At 45.5% G+C, this 18661-nt stretch carries 16 protein-coding genes; 5 read left to right on the top strand and 11 right to left on the bottom strand.

What is annotated here, in order from left to right; all coding sequences use genetic code 11:
* Window position 1: 1 nt before the first annotated feature.
* Genes rsmD through S1OALGB6SA_RS07635 form a run of 9 tightly spaced genes read right to left on the bottom strand, consistent with a single transcriptional unit; the run spans window position 2 to window position 12785 of the window.
* On the bottom strand, window positions 2–553 hold the full coding sequence (rsmD, locus tag S1OALGB6SA_RS07675; RefSeq protein WP_124033077.1) for a 16S rRNA (guanine(966)-N(2))-methyltransferase RsmD: 552 nt from the start codon (window positions 551–553) through the stop codon (window positions 2–4).
* Window positions 554–560: 7 nt separating this feature from the next.
* Window positions 561–2630 (bottom strand): ATP-dependent DNA helicase RecG, encoded by a 2070-nt coding sequence (gene recG / locus S1OALGB6SA_RS07670; RefSeq protein ID WP_124033076.1) that lies wholly within the window; start codon window positions 2628–2630, stop codon window positions 561–563.
* Window positions 2631–2639: 9 nt separating this feature from the next.
* Entirely contained in the window at window positions 2640–3242 is a 603-nt protein-coding gene (locus S1OALGB6SA_RS07665) for a YggT family protein (RefSeq protein WP_124033075.1), read from the bottom strand.
* Window positions 3243–3245: 3 nt separating this feature from the next.
* Window positions 3246–6752, bottom strand: a complete 3507-nt coding sequence (gene dnaE / locus S1OALGB6SA_RS07660; protein WP_124033074.1) for a DNA polymerase III subunit alpha — start codon at window positions 6750–6752, stop codon at window positions 3246–3248.
* Window positions 6753–6768: 16 nt separating this feature from the next.
* Window positions 6769–7698, bottom strand: coding sequence for an FAD binding domain-containing protein (locus S1OALGB6SA_RS07655; RefSeq protein ID WP_081950135.1), 930 nt, complete (start codon window positions 7696–7698; stop codon window positions 6769–6771).
* Complete coding sequence (locus tag S1OALGB6SA_RS07650; RefSeq protein WP_124033073.1) at window positions 7640–8125, bottom strand: (2Fe-2S)-binding protein; 486 nt, start codon at window positions 8123–8125, stop codon at window positions 7640–7642. Before S1OALGB6SA_RS07650 ends, S1OALGB6SA_RS07655 begins: the two co-directional genes overlap by 59 nt.
* On the bottom strand, window positions 8122–10146 hold the full coding sequence (locus tag S1OALGB6SA_RS07645; protein WP_037563937.1) for a molybdopterin cofactor-binding domain-containing protein: 2025 nt from the start codon (window positions 10144–10146) through the stop codon (window positions 8122–8124). Before S1OALGB6SA_RS07645 ends, S1OALGB6SA_RS07650 begins: the two co-directional genes overlap by 4 nt.
* Entirely contained in the window at window positions 10133–11332 is a 1200-nt protein-coding gene (locus S1OALGB6SA_RS07640; protein ID WP_037563936.1) for a DegT/DnrJ/EryC1/StrS family aminotransferase, read from the bottom strand. Before S1OALGB6SA_RS07640 ends, S1OALGB6SA_RS07645 begins: the two co-directional genes overlap by 14 nt.
* Window positions 11316–12785, bottom strand: coding sequence for a polysaccharide biosynthesis protein (locus S1OALGB6SA_RS07635; RefSeq protein ID WP_124033072.1), 1470 nt, complete (start codon window positions 12783–12785; stop codon window positions 11316–11318). Before S1OALGB6SA_RS07635 ends, S1OALGB6SA_RS07640 begins: the two co-directional genes overlap by 17 nt.
* 89 nt (window positions 12786–12874) lie before the next feature.
* On the opposite strand from S1OALGB6SA_RS07635, the gene S1OALGB6SA_RS07630 reads away from it, so the two are divergent.
* The 3 genes from S1OALGB6SA_RS07630 to S1OALGB6SA_RS07620 are packed head-to-tail and all read left to right on the top strand — an operon-like array spanning window position 12875 to window position 15206.
* Window positions 12875–13408: a hypothetical protein gene (locus S1OALGB6SA_RS07630; RefSeq protein ID WP_124033071.1), complete on the top strand. Its 534-nt coding sequence runs from the start codon at window positions 12875–12877 to the stop codon at window positions 13406–13408.
* Window positions 13408–14472, top strand: coding sequence for an RlpA-like double-psi beta-barrel domain-containing protein (locus S1OALGB6SA_RS07625; RefSeq protein WP_124033070.1), 1065 nt, complete (start codon window positions 13408–13410; stop codon window positions 14470–14472). Before S1OALGB6SA_RS07630 ends, S1OALGB6SA_RS07625 begins: the two co-directional genes overlap by 1 nt.
* A complete protein-coding gene (locus tag S1OALGB6SA_RS07620; protein ID WP_124033069.1) occupies window positions 14469–15206 on the top strand; it encodes a TylF/MycF/NovP-related O-methyltransferase in 738 nt (245 codons plus the stop codon). Before S1OALGB6SA_RS07625 ends, S1OALGB6SA_RS07620 begins: the two co-directional genes overlap by 4 nt.
* Window positions 15207–15246: 40 nt before the next feature.
* Here the strand turns inward: S1OALGB6SA_RS07620 and S1OALGB6SA_RS07615 are convergent, their stop codons facing one another.
* The gene (locus S1OALGB6SA_RS07615; protein WP_052080246.1) at window positions 15247–15798 is read right to left on the bottom strand and encodes a TlpA family protein disulfide reductase; all 552 of its coding nucleotides are present in this window, start codon (window positions 15796–15798) and stop codon (window positions 15247–15249) included.
* 28 nt (window positions 15799–15826) lie between these two features.
* Window positions 15827–16438, bottom strand: coding sequence for a CPBP family intramembrane glutamic endopeptidase (locus tag S1OALGB6SA_RS07610; protein WP_037563931.1), 612 nt, complete (start codon window positions 16436–16438; stop codon window positions 15827–15829).
* Window positions 16439–16533: 95 nt separating this feature from the next.
* On the opposite strand from S1OALGB6SA_RS07610, the gene S1OALGB6SA_RS07605 reads away from it, so the two are divergent.
* Window positions 16534–17625 (top strand): PilZ domain-containing protein, encoded by a 1092-nt coding sequence (locus S1OALGB6SA_RS07605; protein ID WP_037563930.1) that lies wholly within the window; start codon window positions 16534–16536, stop codon window positions 17623–17625.
* Between the two features lie 55 nt (window positions 17626–17680).
* Window positions 17681–18661: ComEC/Rec2 family competence protein (locus S1OALGB6SA_RS07600; protein ID WP_195910368.1), on the top strand; the 981-nt coding region annotated here is incomplete at its 3' end.

Raw genomic sequence — 18661 nt, 5'->3', positions numbered from 1 at the left:
GTTAATTGTCCCTGGTATAAAAAGCGAGCCGGGATTGTCCGTAATTTCGGATATCATAGAGTCTGAGATTGCAGGCGATATCAGGCAGTCTATCTCCAAATGGATAATGAAAAACCAAAGTTCCGCCTGGCAAGGGTTGTCCGGCCCTGTCTGCAAGGATTAAGAGATTTTCTTTGTTGCTCATCGAAAAGGGTGGATCGATATGTACCACATCATAGCGCTCAATATTGCCCCGCAGGAAACGCTCGACAGGCATGATTCGCAGTTTGGTTTCATCAAGGCTAGATTCTTCCCCTCCTGCAATCTTTAAATTTTCTAAAATAGTCTTTTTTTTCTTTCTGTCTTTCTCAATCAGAAGAGCCTTTCTCGCTCCTCGACTGAGCGCTTCCAAGCTCATTATCCCTGAGCCAGCAAAAAGATCCAGAAAGCTGACGCTGCTTAAATCTCCAAGTGCAGCAAACATCGATTCACGTATTCTATCCATCGCAGGTCGAATAGGTCCTGGGGGACATGAAACAATGCGGCCGGCCAAACGGCCTCCTGTTATCCTCAAGAAACGACTAGCCTGTATTAATGAGTCTTTCGTCGAAGGGAGGACAAGTTTCAAATAGTCTGTGCAGGTTTTCTTCCTCAAGAAATTCCGATTCTGAAGTTACAATTTTTTTTACTTTGTCCCTAGCCTGCAGTAAAACCTGCAAATCCCTAACTGGATTGGCAATGCTCATTTTTAGAAATCCCGACTGCTTAATTCCTACCATGTCCCCAGGTCCCCTCATTTTCAAATCCTCCTCAGCAAGCGTAAAACCATCATGAGTATTTTTCATGATAATCAGGCGTTTTTTCCCATCATCGGTAAGTGGCTCCGAATAAACCAGGAAGCAGTAGGATTTTCTATTTCCGCGGCCAACCCTCCCACGCAGCTGATGCAGAGCAGAAAGCCCGAAGCGCTCTGCATGCTCAATCACGATGCATGTAGCCTCAGGTATATCCACACCAACTTCCACCACACTGGTGGCTACTAGAAGCTTGCAAGCGCCCGTGCGGAAATCTGACATGATGCTGTGTTTTTTTTCCTCATCGACGCGCGAGTGAATCAGGGCTGCCCGGTGCTCGGGAAAAACCTCCTTTGAAAGCTTCAGAAACATGTTTTGAGCATCTTTTAAAGAACTCTTTTCCGATTTCTCTATAAGCGGATAGATGAAATAGGCTCTGAAACCAGCATTCAGCTCCCTGCGAACAAAGTTGTAAACCTTCTCTTCGTTTCCCATGCGAGCAAGATGAGTTTCTACCGGAATCCTGCCCTCTGGCATGCTGCGAATTGAAGATAGCTCCATATCGCCAAAGGCAGTCAGTGTCAGAGTTCGAGGTATTGGGGTTGCTGTGAGTGCTAGAAGATCCACCGAATTCCCTTTTTCGCTTAACAATCGTCGTTGATCCACCCCAAAACGATGTTGTTCATCGATGATCGCGAGTCCAAGTTTCAAGAAATTAACATCCGAACTGAAGAGAGTATGGGTTCCAATGCAAAGATCAATATTTCCGTCGGCAAGTGCCAAACAGATCGAAGCACGAGATGTGCCACTGACATCGCTGCTGATAAACGCCATCCTCACGCCCAAGGGTTCCAGAAGTTTGGCGGCATTGTCCGCATGTTGCTTGGCCAGGAGTTCCGTGGGAGCCATAAAGGCAACCTGGCGGCCGGCGCCAATTGCGCCAAGCGCCGCAATAAAGGCTACCAGAGTTTTACCGGAGCCTACTTCGCCCTGCAAAAGCCGAGACATCCGGTGTTCATTGCTGAGATCTCTCTTAATATCCTCAATGGAGGCAATTTGATCGCGCGTGAGTTCAAAGTCCAATCTGCTTTTCAGAGTATTCACCAATCTGTCCGACCAGGGGCGAGGTGCTCTGTCGTTTCGTCTAATTAAAAAAGCCATGCGCGCAATGCTTACCTGTAATAGGAACAATTCTTCAAAAATTAATGCCCTTCGTGCCAGCTCATGCTCCGAGGAACTTTCGGGGAAGTGAATATTTTGCAGACATTTCTCTTTATGTGGGAATTGCATTTCCGTTCGAACAGAATCTGGCAACTCATCTCGAATCCCCTTCCCATAACTATTGAGGGCAGTTCTAATTGCATTTCTAAGTAGTCTTTGGCTAAGTTTTCCACTAAGAGAATATATTGGAAGAATCTTGCCGAATTCCTTCGAAAATTTATTCTCGACATAGTCTTCGAAAACAAATGTTCCAGTTTGCAAATCGCCATAGCGGTTGCGATCAAAGGGGCCTGTTAACCAAATTTTCTTACCCGGCGCTAATCTGGATGCTAAAGAATTCCGTCCATAGCATAGAAGTGATGCATTTTCTGTATCGTCGCTCACCGTCACTTTTAACACCTTGCCGCGTTTCCATAGTACATATTCCTGTTTTTGCACTGTGGCGATAGTTACAGCCGGTTTTCTTGACGATGAATTCACAAGAGGAACAAGTTTGCTCCTATCTTCGTATTGTGTTGGGTAATGTCTGATTAAACCCGCGATATTGAGCACACCCAATGCGGCAAGACTCCTTGTCGCACTGGGCCCGATACCGGCAATATTACTTACTGGATATGTTAGTTCTCCAAGAAACACGTGTTCAAACTATCTAAGCTCATCAAGCTTTATTTTCAAATATTGCAGCAATTCATCCAGCCCCCATTCAACAAAAAACCTCAGCGCTATCAATACTGCCGCGAAAATACCCAGGGCAAGATGATAATTCAGGGCCTTTTGGGTGAATACGCCAAGAAATTTCGAAACAATGGGAAACAGAAGTCTATCAATCCTATCTAGCCACTCTGCTCGATGTCCCCTCGTCGCAAACAGCATAATTAAGCGAAATAGCGCCAGAATTGCGAGAAGCATGGCAAGAAACGCTATCAACCCCCAGATTCTTTCAATAATCCAGAAAAGCAAATCGTACCAGGTTGGAAAAGCCCCCGTGGAAAGACTCTGAGTTAGAAACAGAACTAGTCCAAGAACCATCAATCCAAGTATTGGCGAGAAATCCAACATGCCGAATCGAAGCCAGCTAATTCCTCTAAAATGACGCATATAGGGTTCAGTAAGTTTGTGAAGGAACGATTTGAACTTGCTTAGTGAGGGAGAGTAAATCCAGCTCAAAATGATATCAAGGATGATAATCAGATAATACGTCATCAGCAAGCTACTTATAATACGTGCGGTGAGTTGGAAATAGTTCATTCGCTAGAGTGTTTCCTTCCAGACTGCTGCGACAGAGTGATGTTTTCTGATATCATCTATGTCGTCCACGGCGAAGCTAAACCTATTCGATGCCTTAACCACCGATTTTGCGCCATTTTCCGACACATGCAGATAGAGCTGTCCAGATCCGTTTTTGTCTTGAAGGAGGGTCCGGAGGGTTATTAGTTCTTTCTCGGAGTGTGCCGCATCAACCAGTTCGATATGAATTCTGAAAGTCACTGCTTCGGCCTCTCCTCGCATTTTATTTATCCCCTTTTTGCTGCTCATTAGCGCTTTGTTTCCACGCTGCTGTGTTTTTGTCAGTGTTCTGGGTTCCAGGATTTCGTCAACCCTGATTTGCGGATTGCCACGACTTAAATCCACTTTTCCTCTTATAAGCACAATATTTCCTTCGGTTAGCAGGTGACCAAATTTCCTGTAGGCCTTGTTAAACACAGCCAATTCCACAGTGTTATCAAAATCTTCGAGAATCGCGAAGGCGATATTATCGCCTTTATGAGTGAGAACAGTGCGAACACTCTTCAGTATCCCAAGGACACTGTGAGTTTTTTTATTCGTGCAAAATTTTATTTCCTGAATACTCATATTCGTTGTTTTCTCCCATACCGAGCGGTAAGGATCAAGCGGATGACCAGACACGTAGAGTCCGAGATGTTCTTTTTCAAGACGCAGCAAATGGCTTTCAGTCCATCCATCGACTTCCTCCCATTGAAATTCAATAGCAGTTTCGCTTTCAGTAAATAATGATATCTGCCCGCTTGCTTCATCGTTTTTTCTTCTACATGAGATATCAAGCGCTCGGTCAAGATTATGAAGAAGGGTAGCGCGGTTTTTTTGTTCTATATTGTCGAATAGCCCTGCCTGAAGACTGATTTCCAGCACCTTTCTGTTAAGCGCTTTCAAATCAACCTTCTTAAGAAAATCCAGAAAACCCGTGAAATCGCCTTTGAACTTACGTGCCTCTGTTATAGCTTCAGCCGCGCCTTGCCCCATTCCCTTTATTCCTGTCAGTCCGTAAATAATACGACCTTCATCCACAGTGAAATATTTTTCGGAGAGGTTAATATCGGGTGGAAGAATTTTCACACCTTCATTTTTGGCATAGGCAAGGTATTCTCGAAGTGCGTCGGTGGAATTTATTTCGTTGGTCAGATTGGCCGCCCAGAATTCAGCAGGATGGTTAGCTTTGCAGAACGCCGTTTTATAGGCGATTACAGAATAAGCAGCAGCGTGCGACTTGTTGAAACCATAGCCGGCGAACGGCTTCAACATGTCATAAATATCTTTGGCAAGCTTGGAATCATAGCCCTTGTTTTCAGCCCCCTCTATAAACTCGCGTTCCATTCTGGCCATTTCTTTTTCTTTTTTCTTCCCCATGGCCTGGCGAAGTATATCAGCCTTGCCGAGGCTGAAACCACCAATCGTCTGGGCCACTTTCATCACCTGTTCCTGGTAGATAATGACTCCATAGGTTTGTTGGAGAATTTCCTTCAAATCCGGATGGGGATATTGAATTTTCCGCCGGTTATACTTGGATTCGATGTATTTGGGTATGTACTGCATTGGTCCTGGTCGATAAAGGGCATTCAATGCAATAAGCTCCTCGATGTTCATCGGCTTTGCATCTCTCAAAACCTTTTGCATTCCTTGGCTTTCAAACTGGAAAACAGCCTCGCTCTTGCCATCTCCCAACATTTTGAAAGTGGCTGCATCATCCTCGGGAAGCTTATCGATGTCGAATTTGGGATTCAGTTTTCTAATCAAAGTTTCACAATTCTTAAGCAGTGTTAAGGTTTTGAGTCCCAAAAAGTCCATTTTCACTAAGCCACAGGTTTCAATCACATCCATGGTGTAGGCAGTAATCACATCTCCGGTTTTTTGGTCTTTGATCAAGGGCACGTAGTCTGTTAGAGGGCCCCTGCCTATCACTTTGCCACAGGCGTGGGTCGAAACATGACGGTTCATACCCTCCAGAATTTCCGCCACCTCAAAGAGTTCCTTGTATACACCCCCTTTCTTGTAGAATTCTTTGAGTCTGGGCTCCATTTCCAGCGCCAGCTTCATATCGATTTCCCTGCCATCAAAGATTTTTCCTTCTGGTACCAGCTTTGTAATCGCGTTGGATTCGCTAAATGGTATATCCAGAACTCTGGCAACGTCCTTTAAGACAGCTTTGGTTCTCAGTGTACCAAAGCTGCAAATTCCAGCAACATTTTCATGCCCATATTTCTCATGCACATATTCAATAACTTCATTGCGTCGTTCATAGCAGAAATCAATATCAAAATCTGGCATATTCACGCGTTCTGGATTTAGGAACCTTTCAAAAAGAAGATCGTATTTCAATGGATCGATATCTGTTATCCGGAGAGCATAGGCGACTAGACTCCCTGCGCCCGAGCCTCTTCCAGGTCCCACCGGGATACCGTGTCTGCATGCCCAATCGATAAAATCCCATACTATAAGGAAATAATCGACATAGCTCATATCGGATAACACACTTAGTTCAAACTCTGCTCGTTTATGAATCGACTTGCGTTGTTCGACATCGACTTCGTGGTAGCGTTTGTTCAAGCCTTCTAAGGTAAGATGGCGAAGGTAGGATTGAGAATTGGCAAAACTTTTTGGGATTTCGTAACTTGGCAGCCTATGTTCAAGTCTCGGAATTGTGAGATCGCACCTCATAGCCAATTTCACGGTGTTTTCAATCGCGTCTTGAAAGTCCGGGAAAAGCCTTCTCATTTCCTCTTCGCTTTTGAAATAGAATTCCGGATTCTCTGTTTTTAAACGCTTCTCATCCGACCGCTTCTTACCGGTTGATATGCAGATTAAAACATCATGTGCATTCGCATGTTCTCTTTCCAAAAAGTGAATGTCGTTAGTTGCGATAATGGGAATACCTGTCTCTTTGCTGATTTTCCGCATACCGGTACGAACTGTTTTCTCTTCGAGGATGCCGTGGTTCATTATCTCCAGATAGAAGTTGTCTTCTCCAAATAACTCTGAGTAATAGACGGACTTGTTGCGGGCCTTGTTCCAGTCTTCATCAAGAATTGCCTTCGGTATTTCCCCACTCAGGCATGCAGTAGAAGCCATCAAGCCACCATGATATTTTTCAAGCAGTTCATCATCGATACGGGGCTTGTAGTAAAAACCTTCGGTATAGCTCTTCGAAGAGAGAATCATTAAGTTTTTGTAGCCTTCAACATTCCTGGCGTATAAAACCATGTGGTAGCTTCTGGGCAACTTGCTGCTTCTCTCAAATCTACTGCCATTTGCAATATAGACTTCGCATCCCACCACTGGATTGATACCTGCTTTGTGACATTCTTGTTCGAAATACAGCGCGCCAAACAAATTTCCATGATCGGTTAAGCCCAGATGCTGCATTCCCAGCCGAGAGGCCTTTTTTACATAGTCACCTATACGGCAGGCGCCGTCGAGAAGTGAATAATCTGAGTGATTATGCAGATGAACGAAGCCGCTCACTTTCCCTCCCAAAAAATTAGAGTATCATTCCATTGATATTATTGTCTTCGATTCGTTTCAAAAAATCTCTAGCGCAGGCCATAGATGTTTTGCGATCATAAGAGCGCGTCTTCCAAGGTGCTGTAAGTTCGATTATCGCCTCATCGAGAATCTTCAGTTCCCTATATCCAAGAGGAAGCTTCTGTCCGGTCATATGCGCCTCAATCTCGCGATCCCTCAAAATTCCAGTACAACCGTCGCTGAAAGCCATTCGACACTCACTAAGAACTCCTCCCTCGACACTGGCCAAAGCTGTGAATATCAAAACTTTGTTCTCGTCGTTGCCGGGCAATATCCTTCTGTGAAAAGCAATGTCCCAATTATCAGTTGGAATACTAATCTTTGAAATCAGCTCCCCGGAATTCAGCAAGTTTTTTTCTTCCAGTAACATAATTGGAATCTTCTTAATCTGACTGCGTTTCCTGCCCCCTCTACTTGGACTGCGAATTTCAATTTTGGCATCCAGCAACTCTAGGAGAGGATGAAGATCGCCAATTCTTGTTTGGAGCGCAAGGTGACCACCGATAGTGGCTCGATTGCGCAATGGCAGGTTACCGATACTATTTATGGTCTCGTGAAGCCCGGTAGGCAGAGTGCTTTTGCCGATACGCAGCAAGCGTTCAAAGGTCATCATTGCACCGATATCAAGACCATACTCAGAACGTGATGCCCGTGCTAGTTCTTCCACCAAACACAGCGAAATAACTGTCTTTGGTAAATCTATAAGATCTTTTCTCATTGAACGGCATGATAGTTCAGTGCCGCCAGCCCAAAAAACCGCATTCGATTCTCTCTCCACCATCTCCAATGTTTCGCTAATGGTGCGCGGAAAGAACACCCTGGGAGAATTATACTTTTGATACACGAAGACGCTCCCGGCGGAATTCCGCAGCCTTTTCGAGTCCATCAATGATTCTCAATGTCGAATTGCAGCTGCACTTCACTGCCTCGGCGGTGAATCTAAGCTGCTTCATGTCTGGATTTAGAGCAGATTTGAGCAAGGCTTCAGCAACAAGGGCCCGGGATGGCGCACAGAAACTGCAAAGTTTGGCATTTGCCAGCTCAAAGCCGGCTACCAAGTCCTCAAATTCCTTACGCGCAGATATCCCCTCCATCGTCCAGATATCCCTGAGTCGAAGCTCAAATGCCGGAATTAAGCAGGAATGCATCGGGTTGCCATCGAGGAGAATCAGACATAAGCCACACCCCCTGTTGTTGCATCGATAGTATATCGAACGTATCTGAAAGGACTCGCGAAGCAAATCCAAAGTGCGGCGATGCGGCATCGTGTCAATCTCGACAGGTTCGCCATTTAGTACAAACGAAATTTTCACCTGTGCTTTCGCAACTCTACCAAACTATCAGGCGTAATAGGCAGTCTGAAAACATCCAGGTTTGTTGCCTGACGAACCGCCCGGAGAAGAGCTGCGGGAATAATCAGCTGCGGAATAGTGGAAACATCTTTTGACTGTCGCTTTGATATCGATTCATGAAATTTTATGTTGACAGAGGGGAATTGATTTCGTTCCTGTCTAAAACCACACCACCTTAGGGTTTTTTGAATAGATGCCTCAACTTCCGCTTTTGCGGATTTCGGCGCAAGTATGCTTCCACCATCAATAATCAACCATACACGGACTGGCAAAAATTCCATCGTTATTGTAGAAAGTCTAATCTCGATTATTCCAACACAGTAAGAGATTGTTTCGAATGGCGAGCCTTCAAACAGTTTGGCATCCCAGGATCCGATTCCGCCTCTTCGGTGAGTACGAGTAACTGTAATCGGAAGTGCTTCTCGAAATCGAAGTTTCGCCAGCTCGTTTGCGGCAAGATTCAGAAGTCTTGTATAAATCGATATATTGCGTCCGAGAATTGAAGGGCCAGGTTCCAAGTCGCCTATTGACATCTTAAACGAGAATGTGATCAAGTCTCTATTAATTCTGAGCTCATTCATCAGAATTCTAGACCATGCCTCTTTCAGGGAGTCGTCGAATTTGTGGGTAGGCAGGCCGACTTCGAGTTTCCCATCTCTGCTAAGTGTCAAAGAAAGCGAGGCCGAGTTAAGCCTTCTTGACGAGCTTAGAAACCCGTTCCCAAACCAGGCCGTGCTCAGTCCTATACCCCCATAATGGTTCGGAATCCTTTTTTGTAGCCTGCGAGCGAGGCGAATCTGTTCGTAAGCGGCATTTTTGCGATTGAAATCCGAAACCTCGATAGCCTCGTCTAGAAGTGCGAGAATTGGAAAATCCTTCGGCGTCGATATTCCAGATCCAAATGAGGCATCTATAGTTTGAAGAGACTCCCTATGCCATACGCTCGGTGTCGACATACTGCTTGATGCGATTTTTGATGCGAGTGTTTCTCCGGCAAGAAATCCCAGTTCGAACCCCGCCGCAGGGGGTATACTTGACGGAGCATGAGGCGCGCGAGCAATTCTTCCGTGGATGGAATAATTTGCGCAGGGGTAGAAACTGAAAAGACCGAGCACAATCCTTTGGAGAAATTCGTTCTCCAAGGGAAGGAAGGCACCCGCAAAAACTGTGAAATCAATCTCAGAGGCAAGGATTCTTCCCTTTGTATCAACCGCGGCTCTTAGTTGGAATTTCGCCCCCGGTATTTCCGACATGAAGGCTTCAGATAATACTCCAGAAAATCTAACAGAACGTCTTGCCCGCTGGGAAAGCAAAGCTACATGGCAAGCTTCCAGTGTTGGATTCCAAAAATTGAGACCCAGGCCTTGATACACCGGATAAGAACGCACGCTAATCTGTTCTCTATCAATTTTCAATACATTGGCAACCTGTCCACGAACTGATCCCGGCCAAGGAGTCGCGGTGTGCATAACATAATGCGATCCATCTCGGACGCAAACCGAATGACTAAACTGTCGTGTGTCAACAGATGGGAGCAGTTCAACGAATTCCTCGACAACTTGAAACGCGTCGCGAAAGGATGCTCCCGGGTCGCCTTTTTCAAAAGTTTGTTCTATCAGGCGTTGTCCCTCTCCTTTGGCTCGACTGTCAATATCAATTTTCACGCTGGAAAGCCAGTCTTCAAGCTCCTCGGAATTTGGACCAGCTGCAAGCAATATTTCCTGGCCTTTCCACTGTATATTGCGATTTGAAAGAATCGGAATCGAAACACCACCGAGTGTTATCTTTTTCGAACCGGGGATTTCAGTGTTTTGAACATATATAAGGTTCTTGGGAGGCTTTGGAAGATGCATCTCGACAATTCTACCCTGCGGGACTGTCGATCTTAGCGGTTTACCCACGAGCGTTTTTTTCCCTCCCGCATCTTCAACCAGACTAATTCGGCCAGACATTCTTTCTGCAAGTGTTTTAGGTTCGTGCACAAAAAAAACTCCTGATTATTCCGCTTATCCGCTGCAAATCTCTGGTTTTTAATCCTGGCCAAAGCGGGAGGGAAAGACTTTCCTCTCCCAACTTGTCGGCCACACTAAAATTCTCCGGATTCAAGTTATAGAGCTTTTTCCAGTACTGCATTCGATGCAAGGGAATAAAATGCACGGAACTGCCGATACCTTCCCTGTGAAGTTCGTCGGAGAGTAGGTTTCTAGTCGTATTATCCCGCAGACGTATTATGAATAAATGCCACGCATGGCCGGGGCAATCATTGGGAAGGGTTAATTCATCAATGTCGCTGAGCATCCTCTGGTACTGCTGTGCCAGTTCCAGACGCAATTTGAGCAGGCTTTTTGCTCTTTTCAGCTGTTCTCTCCCTATCGCCGCGGCAAAATCCGATAAATTGTACTTGAAGCCCGCGGCAATTATGTCATATTCCCAAGAACGCATGCCGGTTCTGTTACTGTAACGATTCCATACAGTACGATCGATGCCGTGCAATTGCATCAACTTCATTCTTTTCAAATAATCACTATTCCGTGTGACCACCATACCACCTTCACCGCAGGTAATCGCTTTTGTTGCGTAGAATGAAAAAACACCGATATCACCCAGACAGCCGGCCATCCCTGCTTGTGTTTTCGAAGGGAATGCATGAGCGGCATCCTCAACAATGGAAACTTGGCGATTACCAATTGCCATGCGAATTCCATCCATATCACAGGGATGACCGGCCAGGTGTACAGGAATTATGGCCTTGATTCTTCTTCCTTCTCGTTCTGTCTTCTTGAAGGCGTGAGTGATATTGGCAGGGTCAATATTTCCAGCAATCGGCTCGGAATCAATAAAAACCGGATCGGCTCCCAGATGTCTGATAACAGCTGCGTTTGCCGTGAAAGTTAGGGACGGTATAGCTACCAGATCGTTACGGCCAATGCCGAGAGATTCAAGAGCAAGGTGCAACCCGGCAGTAGCCGAACTAACCGCGAGAGTTCTAATTGATTCTTCATCTTCAGCAGTGGAACTCCTCAAGAAGGCCGCAAATTCCGTCTCGAATGCTATCGTCTCGGGACCGGTGGTGAGCCATCCGCTTTCAATAACTCTTTTCGTGGCCGCAATCTCAGCTCGTCCGAGGGTTGGTTTGAAAAATGGAATTGTCTTAGTATTCCGGTTCATCTGCCGGACCCTGGACATTCGGGAAATGTCGTTTTATAACCTCTCTCAAACGATGCCGATTACGAAAGAATTTCGGACGTTTTGAATCGAGGGATACCACGGGCTCAATCTCCTCTATGAACTGGTGAGCCAAATTGCACTGAGCTTCCGGAAATTCTACTTTCATAATTCTTGGATATTCGGTTGGAATTGGCTTCTCCTCGTCAGACCACAATCTCTCAATCTTCTTTTCCCCGGGACGCATGCCGATAAAGGTTATCGGTATGCTGTCCTCCTCATATCCGTAGAAGCGGATCATTTGCCTGGCAAGGTCCACAATACGTACCGGGTCACCCATGTCCAATATATACAGACCATTGTTTCCTGAGAAACTGGCCGCCTTCAATATCAGACTAACCGCCTCTGGAATTGTCATAAACCATCTTTGAGCATTTGGATCTGTAATGGTTACCGGTCCGCCAGCCAGTATTTGCTTCTTGAATAGGGGCATGATACTGCCTTGTGAACCCAGTACATTCCCAAAGCGGACAACCATGAAATCACAGTTTCGTTTCCGTTGTAGCAGTACGATTGTTTCAGCAATTTTCTTGCTGATGCCATAAACGGATACAGGTGCAACGGCCTTGTCCGTGGATACCAGAACAAAACGCTGAGTATCAACCCTGGTGACGGCATCTACAATATTGCGAGTACTCAGGACATTGTTCTTAATCACTTCTATGGGATTTTGTTCCATCATGGGGACATGTTTGTGAGCAGCGCCGTGGAATACCACGTCAGCTCTCAATCTGCCTAACAGGAATTTCACATAATCCCTGTCTTGCAATTCACCTACAATAGGGATTATAGTTGCCTTCTCGCCAATGCCCGCATTCTGTAAGTATCGAAGCTCGCTCTCTATGGCCCAGATACTGGTTTCGCTATGGTCGAGTAAGTATAATCGCTCCGCTCCGCCATAGAGCATTTGACGTGATAACTCGGCACCTATGCTGCCTCCGGCGCCGGTAATCAAAACCCGCTTACCCCGAACATAGGATAAGCTTTCCTTCAGGTCGATTAACACCGGATCTCGTCCAAGAAGATCCTGGGGATCAATTTCTCTGGCAAGAACAACGTGCGGATTTGCGGTGATAATCTGACTCACCGATGGCAGTATCCGAATCTTGGGAAAACCGGCTTGTCGCAGGGCTTCATAAACATTCCGCAATTTTTTGCGCGCTGCTGAAGGGAGTGTAATTAAAGCTTCAGCGTTCTGTCCGTGGTCCAACAGCCCCGCACATGCTTCAACGGGACCCAGAACCGGAATTCCATCCACTAAGGTGCCGATTAAATCCCTATCGTCGTCAAGAAAGGCGACAACCGTGGCAGTAGTGTAGTTTTCGCCTATTTCCTTTGCGATAACCCTGCCAAATTGACCTGCGCCCACAATGTAGATACGATTGCCTTTGAACATACTGCTGGGAATATAGCATCAAATCAATATTGGGGGAAAGCAAAGCTAACAACACTCATTTCGCCAGCCAGGAAGCCGAAATTCTTATTATGTCAAACTGCATTAGATGGGAACTTGTTGTGCTGTTACATGCCGCATATGCAGCATCTTTGTTTCCGCAAACCCTTTTCATGGAAACCAGGGTCGAGGTTCCTCGCCAAGCAATGGAACTGAGTCAAAAAATTCAGATAACTGCACTGGAAACAGGAATCATGGATGTTTTGTTTGATGAGGGTTATATTGTTTTTAATCGAATGATATCGACCAAAAACAAGAAATCCGCTAAGATGATGAATTGGGAAGCAGTCAGATTTGCCGTCGAACAGGATGTGGATCTGCTATTGGTGCTTATCCCCGACGAGCGGGGCGCTTTGTGGAGCCTGGTGCAGGTGGGAAATGCATACAAACTGGACGACGGATTTGCGGATATTTCAGCTATAGAATATAAGGGCAATGAAATGAAACGTTGGATATCCCTGGGTAACTCGTTAGCAGTTTCAGTCTTGTCCGTGTTTGATGGGAATCTGGAAAATCCCGATGATGGGGATTCGCGTCGGCGGAAAAGAATCTGGAGACATCAGTAATGGGAAAGTATATAGGTTTTCTAGTACTAGTTCTGTCTTGTTCGACTTTTCTTCGAGCTGAGTCGGTATGGACCGGAAATGCCAGCGTTGGCAGTTCTTCGCAATTCCCTGGTTCACGGGAATACTTCCGGGCCGCATCCAATTCCTTTCCGCTAGGTACGATTCTGAAAGTTACGAATCCGAAAGGGCGAAAAAGTGTCAATGTAACTGTGACAGATCGGCTTGAAACCCCCGGAGTCTTCCTGCTTATGGAAATGAGTGCCGCACAGGTGATTGGGATTCCGTCAGACCATATTCGCCCCGTTCAAATAGTTCCAATCGGATCGTCCAGTTTCGAAAACTATGACCCGGATGATTCGAGTGCTCTAAGCGGGGATTCCAGCACTACGGATTCTTTCTCAAACAGTCAGAACCCCACTCCTTCCGAGGATGAAGAAGCCGATATCACTACCAGTTCATCCCAGGAAGAAAGTCCTGTCGCAACCACGGTGACTACCTCCGAGCCCATGATGATCCACGATCTTGGTGATTATAACAATGCTGGAACAATTCTGAATCCAGTCGAAGTTCAGAATGCAGACAAAATTGTAGATCAGGCTTCGATTGTCGATCAGGAAACTCCAGAGACTATTCCGGATGAAACCAGAAATCTGATCGAAGAGCCGGAAAATGATAGGGAGAAACAGGCGGGGCATGAGAAACAAGTATTCTTTCTTTCCCCATCAGAATTCAGACCGCCAAGAGAAGCTACAGTTGAATCGATAGAGCAGGAGACTGAGCAGGAAAACGAGTTTGGCATTGCCAGATATGAGACTGACGACAGGGGGGAATATATACAAATAGGCGCGTACCGAAATCGGGGAGTCTTTGAATCCAGAGTTGATGATATACAGAGATCGAATCCAGATTATCCATTGAGGGTAGCAGTTATCAGTATATCTGATGACCCGGGCCAAACAGTTTACAAACTTCTTGTCGGACCGATAAAGCCAGCTGAAATCGGAGTGGTTCTCGACACCGTGAGGAAAAACAGTTTTTCCGATGCTTTCCCTTTTACCAGGTGAGTAGGCGGCAGCTCTCCTTAGAGACGGCTAGAAGCCTGTTTGAATCGAGAGGCTGGGGACTCATCCCCCCAAATCAATATCTTCGTGACATGGACGACGAATTCACTGATATATGGGGAGCTATCAAAAAATACACGATGATATCTCCGGAACGAGGATGGGCGCTGACCGAGGCAGTAAGATATGTATCCAAAGCCCGTATCCCAGGCGATATTGTTGAATGTGGCGTATGGAAAGGAGGCGCCTGTCTTCTTGCTTCATACATCCTCTACAGCGTGGAACCTCGCACAGAAAGGAAAATTTGGCTATATGATACCTTCAAGGGAATGGTTAAACCCGGAACGAATGACAAAATTGCGTCGAGCGGACAAGAGTTAGCGGAACGTGATGTTGAAGGTTGGTGGGCAGTCGATATCAATGAAGTACGATCACTGATGAAGAAATCACCTCTTGATGAGAAGGTGTTCAAGTTCGTAGCAGGCCCGGTAAGCGAAACATTGGAACTTAGCGTTCCTCAAAAGATTGCCATACTTCGTTTGGATACAGATTGGTACGAATCCACTTTGAAAGAACTCAAGATTCTCTACCCCAGACTCTCAAAGGGCGGAGTTCTGATTGTTGACGACTACGGACATTTCACCGGCGCCAGAAAAGCAGTCGATGAATACTTCAAGGAACAACCTGTTCTACTTCACCGAAGCGACTATACCGGAAGAGTTGTGGTGAAATCATAGATATATTGACAGGTTGCCTGGTATATTGTGTTCCATCATCCTATTGTTTTTCCGTCCATTGTTTCATCATAGTTACCAAGTCATCATCATGCCACTCAAATGCGCCCGTAACTGCGGCCAGGGCGGTGCCGTCTCTATCAATCAGAATGGATGTGGGCAGCCCTATAATCCCGATTTCATTTGCTGAGCTTCCATCAAAATCGTGGTAAACCAAGAAATCAATTTCGAATTCTTCCAAGAACGCTTCAACCTGTTCAGAAGACTCTTGAACATTTATCGGAATCATGGCGAACTCTTTGTTTTCCAGTATCTTTGATAATTTTCCCATGGACGGCATTTCCGCCCTGCAAGGCGGGCACCATGTTGCCCAGAAATTCAACAAAACCACCGATCCATTGAAGTCACTCAATTTCAAATTCTCACCATCTTGATCCAAAAACGGGATGTCCGGGAATAACTGACCATTGGGTATGGGATGAAAACCCAGGCTGCGAAAAACCTCTGCATCTGGAGCAGTTGATGGGTTCGCATAGGCTGCAAAAGCGCCTAAAATGCAAAAAAGAGCACACAAGTAGAAAGATTTGCTTCTCAAATATCACCTCCAGTTCATTTACCAACAATTATGGAATATGGTACAGGAATACGACAATATTGTGAATCGCGTGTGCTCCGATGAGTATAAAAAGGCTACGTCGATACAAAAAGAACAGCGCGTATACTAAACCGACAAACGCAGCAACCACCACGCCATGGAATCCCTGCCATAGATGAATCAATCCAAAGGCAATAACAGAGATAGCGACAACAAGAACACGAGGCACACCGGAAGCCATCAGAGTTGACAGCATCCAAGATCGAAAAAAGACCTCTTCGGTGATGGAAGCTAACAGTAAACAAAGGATAAATAGTGTTGTATCTGCAACCCCAGACAGATTAAGCTTTGTATTCGAATCTGTGAATAGATTGACAAGCAACAGGGTTGATGCTACCAGCAACAGTAGCTGCGGCAAATCCGAAAGTTTCGGTTTAATCCAACCCAGCCTTTTCCGCGCTTCCGATGAGCCACCTAAGGATACATGTATGAGAATCAGGAATAATCCCAATTCACTAAGAAAAATTATAAGCAAAACCGATAGGTTTGTCGCCCCACCCATGCCAACCTGCCCCAAAACGACGAAAAAAGCCATTATCAAGATTGTAGTAACGTAAGGATGCGAGCGAACAAGCATCATGGAACTATTCTAGCGGTCACACGCCGATAATAAAACTGGATATGTGGATTATAATTCTCCTAATTCTGACAGCTATCCTATTTGTGGTGATCCGAATGCCCAAGCAAACTTCAGCAACTGGAATAAGGGGCAGATTAGATTTCTACTTGAAAGGCATGGATGCCGGCTTTTCCCTATCAGAAATCAAAGTGCTATGGGTTGGTATAAAAAACTCGAATTTTGAAAAACCATCAAGAATTTTTGGATCAATCGAAGCTTTGAATGCCCTGATAGGTGAGCTAATCGTCAATAAGAAATTTTTGGGAAGAGATGGACTTGAGAGCGAAACACAAGCTCTCAAAAATCTATTCGCATATCGAAAAGATATCGAACTGAATCGAATGAAACACTATATGGGTTTGAAAAGCACTCGCAGTATATCCATAGATCAAAGTCTTACGATACGGGTTAGCGGAGTGGGGGTGTACAGCACAACGGTTGTGGAAAACAAAGATAATTATCTTACCATCACCATCCCGGTAGGCAATCCGCTTCCCATGGGGTTTAGTTGGCGTCGGAGCAAGCTAAACGTCTATCTATGGAGAAAGGATGATGCCGGTTACTTTTTTCAGACCCGTATATTGGAAAAATTTTACGATAAAAGCAATCTTTTGTTCCATCTTAAGCACAGCGACAACCTTATTCGAAGCCAAAAGCGTGACTTCATAAGAACACCGGCAAAAATTTATGCCCGTCTTTATCTGAGTACGAATCTCGAAGCTTTTGACAATCTGATGGAATCCTCTCTGGAGCGAGACTGCCTAATCACTGACATATCAGAGGGTGGCGCGGCTTTGGTGTCAAGAGGATTAATCAGGAAGAGACAATCCCTAAAGCTTCAGTTCATTGTTCGAAATGAAACAGCCGCGGTAGCAGGTACGGTAAAGAGCAGCCATTACAACAAAACAAGAAATGAATCGACTCTGCGCGTTGAATTTCTGCCAATTTCCGAAAATCTCAGCATGCTGCTCCTTTCGTACATCCTCGATATCAACAAAGAACGATCGAATGCAATGAAGCAGGACGGCATCTCAACAGAGTTAAGCCAGCGAAGTAAAGAAACCGCAGACTCAAGCGAATCAGAAGCAGAGGATCCAACGAACGAGGAGACAGCGGAGCAGGATAACGAGAGAGTCGAAGAATTCTGAAATATTTCGAAAGATTGAGCTCAAGCCATATCCAACATATTCCTGTCATAATGGCATGAAGTACACGCTGATAGAACTGGCACCTCCAGTCGCCGTCGGTGGATTCGCATTCCTTCTACTTGATAATTACTGCAAATATGGTTCAGACCAGGACATACTGGCGGCTCCAACGGCAATTTTTTTTGGATTGACGCTTGTTGCAAGTGCTTTTTGGGAACTTCGGAAAACTTTTCGCAAAATATCGATAGATAATCTGTTATTACTCGGTATCGCTGGTTTTCTACTTGTTTTCGGTAGCTTCGGTGTATACAGAATTTTGAGGCAAAGTGCATCCCCGGGAATAATTCCTGACAAAATAATTCAAATTCAAGTTTTGTTAACTTCCGATCCCATGCCAACTTCGAGTGGTGATTGGATAGTTGAAGGTCGCCTAATAGAATCTCAATCGGAAAGTTTGATAGCCAGTGCCCGAGGGAAAACCCTCATCTTTGGTAATGGTTCAACAGAGAGCCTTGGTGCAGGAGCATTCATGCAGATGAGGGGCAGGTTGAAATCACACAAGAATTTCGCCGGCAAAACAGCCGATGGTCTCCCATTTATATTTTTTTCAAAGAATTCCAGTTTTGTCGGTTGGAGGACTCGATACCATAGTTTTCGCCACCGATTAAACAGCACGCTTATCGAACGACTTTCCGGATCCGACCCAGATACAAATTCTTTGATAACCGCTCTGTTGCTCGGGCGGAACACGGATCCCGGATCGCCAGTTATGCGCCGTTTCCAGAATTCTGGATGTATCCATCTGCTCGCTTTGAGCGGATTCCATTTAGGCATGATTGCAATCGCGATTAGATTCATCGCCAAACCGCTAATAGGCGTTTCATCATCCGCCATAGTCTCGGCTCTCGGGGCAGTATTATTCTTAATTCTCGTGGGGTTGCGCCCCTCGCTATTTAGAGCAGTCATTATGTATCTGTTATGGACCCGTGACTCACTCCGAGGTTACAAGTTAAGCATCCTATCGTACCTTTCTGCT

This window comes from Olavius algarvensis spirochete endosymbiont, assembly GCA_900608495.1.
Classification (GTDB): domain Bacteria; phylum Spirochaetota; class Spirochaetia; order DSM-2461; family DSM-2461; genus UBA2779.
Note: the sequence above shows the minus strand (reverse complement) of the source record. Positions and strands in the feature narration are given on the sequence as shown.

What these genes read in the sequence shown, in the direction of transcription:
- S1OALGB6SA_RS07665 (WP_124033075.1), bottom strand. Translation starts at nt 3,242, where the DNA reads ATGAACTATTTCCAACTCACCGCACGTATTATAAGTAGCTTGCTGATG.
- S1OALGB6SA_RS07655 (WP_081950135.1), bottom strand. Translation starts at nt 7,698, where the DNA reads ATGGACTCGAAAAGGCTGCGGAATTCCGCCGGGAGCGTCTTCGTGTAT.
- S1OALGB6SA_RS07640 (WP_037563936.1), bottom strand. Translation starts at nt 11,332, where the DNA reads ATGAACCGGAATACTAAGACAATTCCATTTTTCAAACCAACCCTCGGA.
- S1OALGB6SA_RS07635 (WP_124033072.1), bottom strand. Translation starts at nt 12,785, where the DNA reads ATGTTCAAAGGCAATCGTATCTACATTGTGGGCGCAGGTCAATTTGGC.
- S1OALGB6SA_RS07630 (WP_124033071.1), top strand. Translation starts at nt 12,875, where the DNA reads ATGTCAAACTGCATTAGATGGGAACTTGTTGTGCTGTTACATGCCGCA.
- S1OALGB6SA_RS07625 (WP_124033070.1), top strand. Translation starts at nt 13,408, where the DNA reads ATGGGAAAGTATATAGGTTTTCTAGTACTAGTTCTGTCTTGTTCGACT.
- S1OALGB6SA_RS07610 (WP_037563931.1), bottom strand. Translation starts at nt 16,438, where the DNA reads ATGATGCTTGTTCGCTCGCATCCTTACGTTACTACAATCTTGATAATG.
- S1OALGB6SA_RS07605 (WP_037563930.1), top strand. Translation starts at nt 16,534, where the DNA reads ATGCCCAAGCAAACTTCAGCAACTGGAATAAGGGGCAGATTAGATTTC.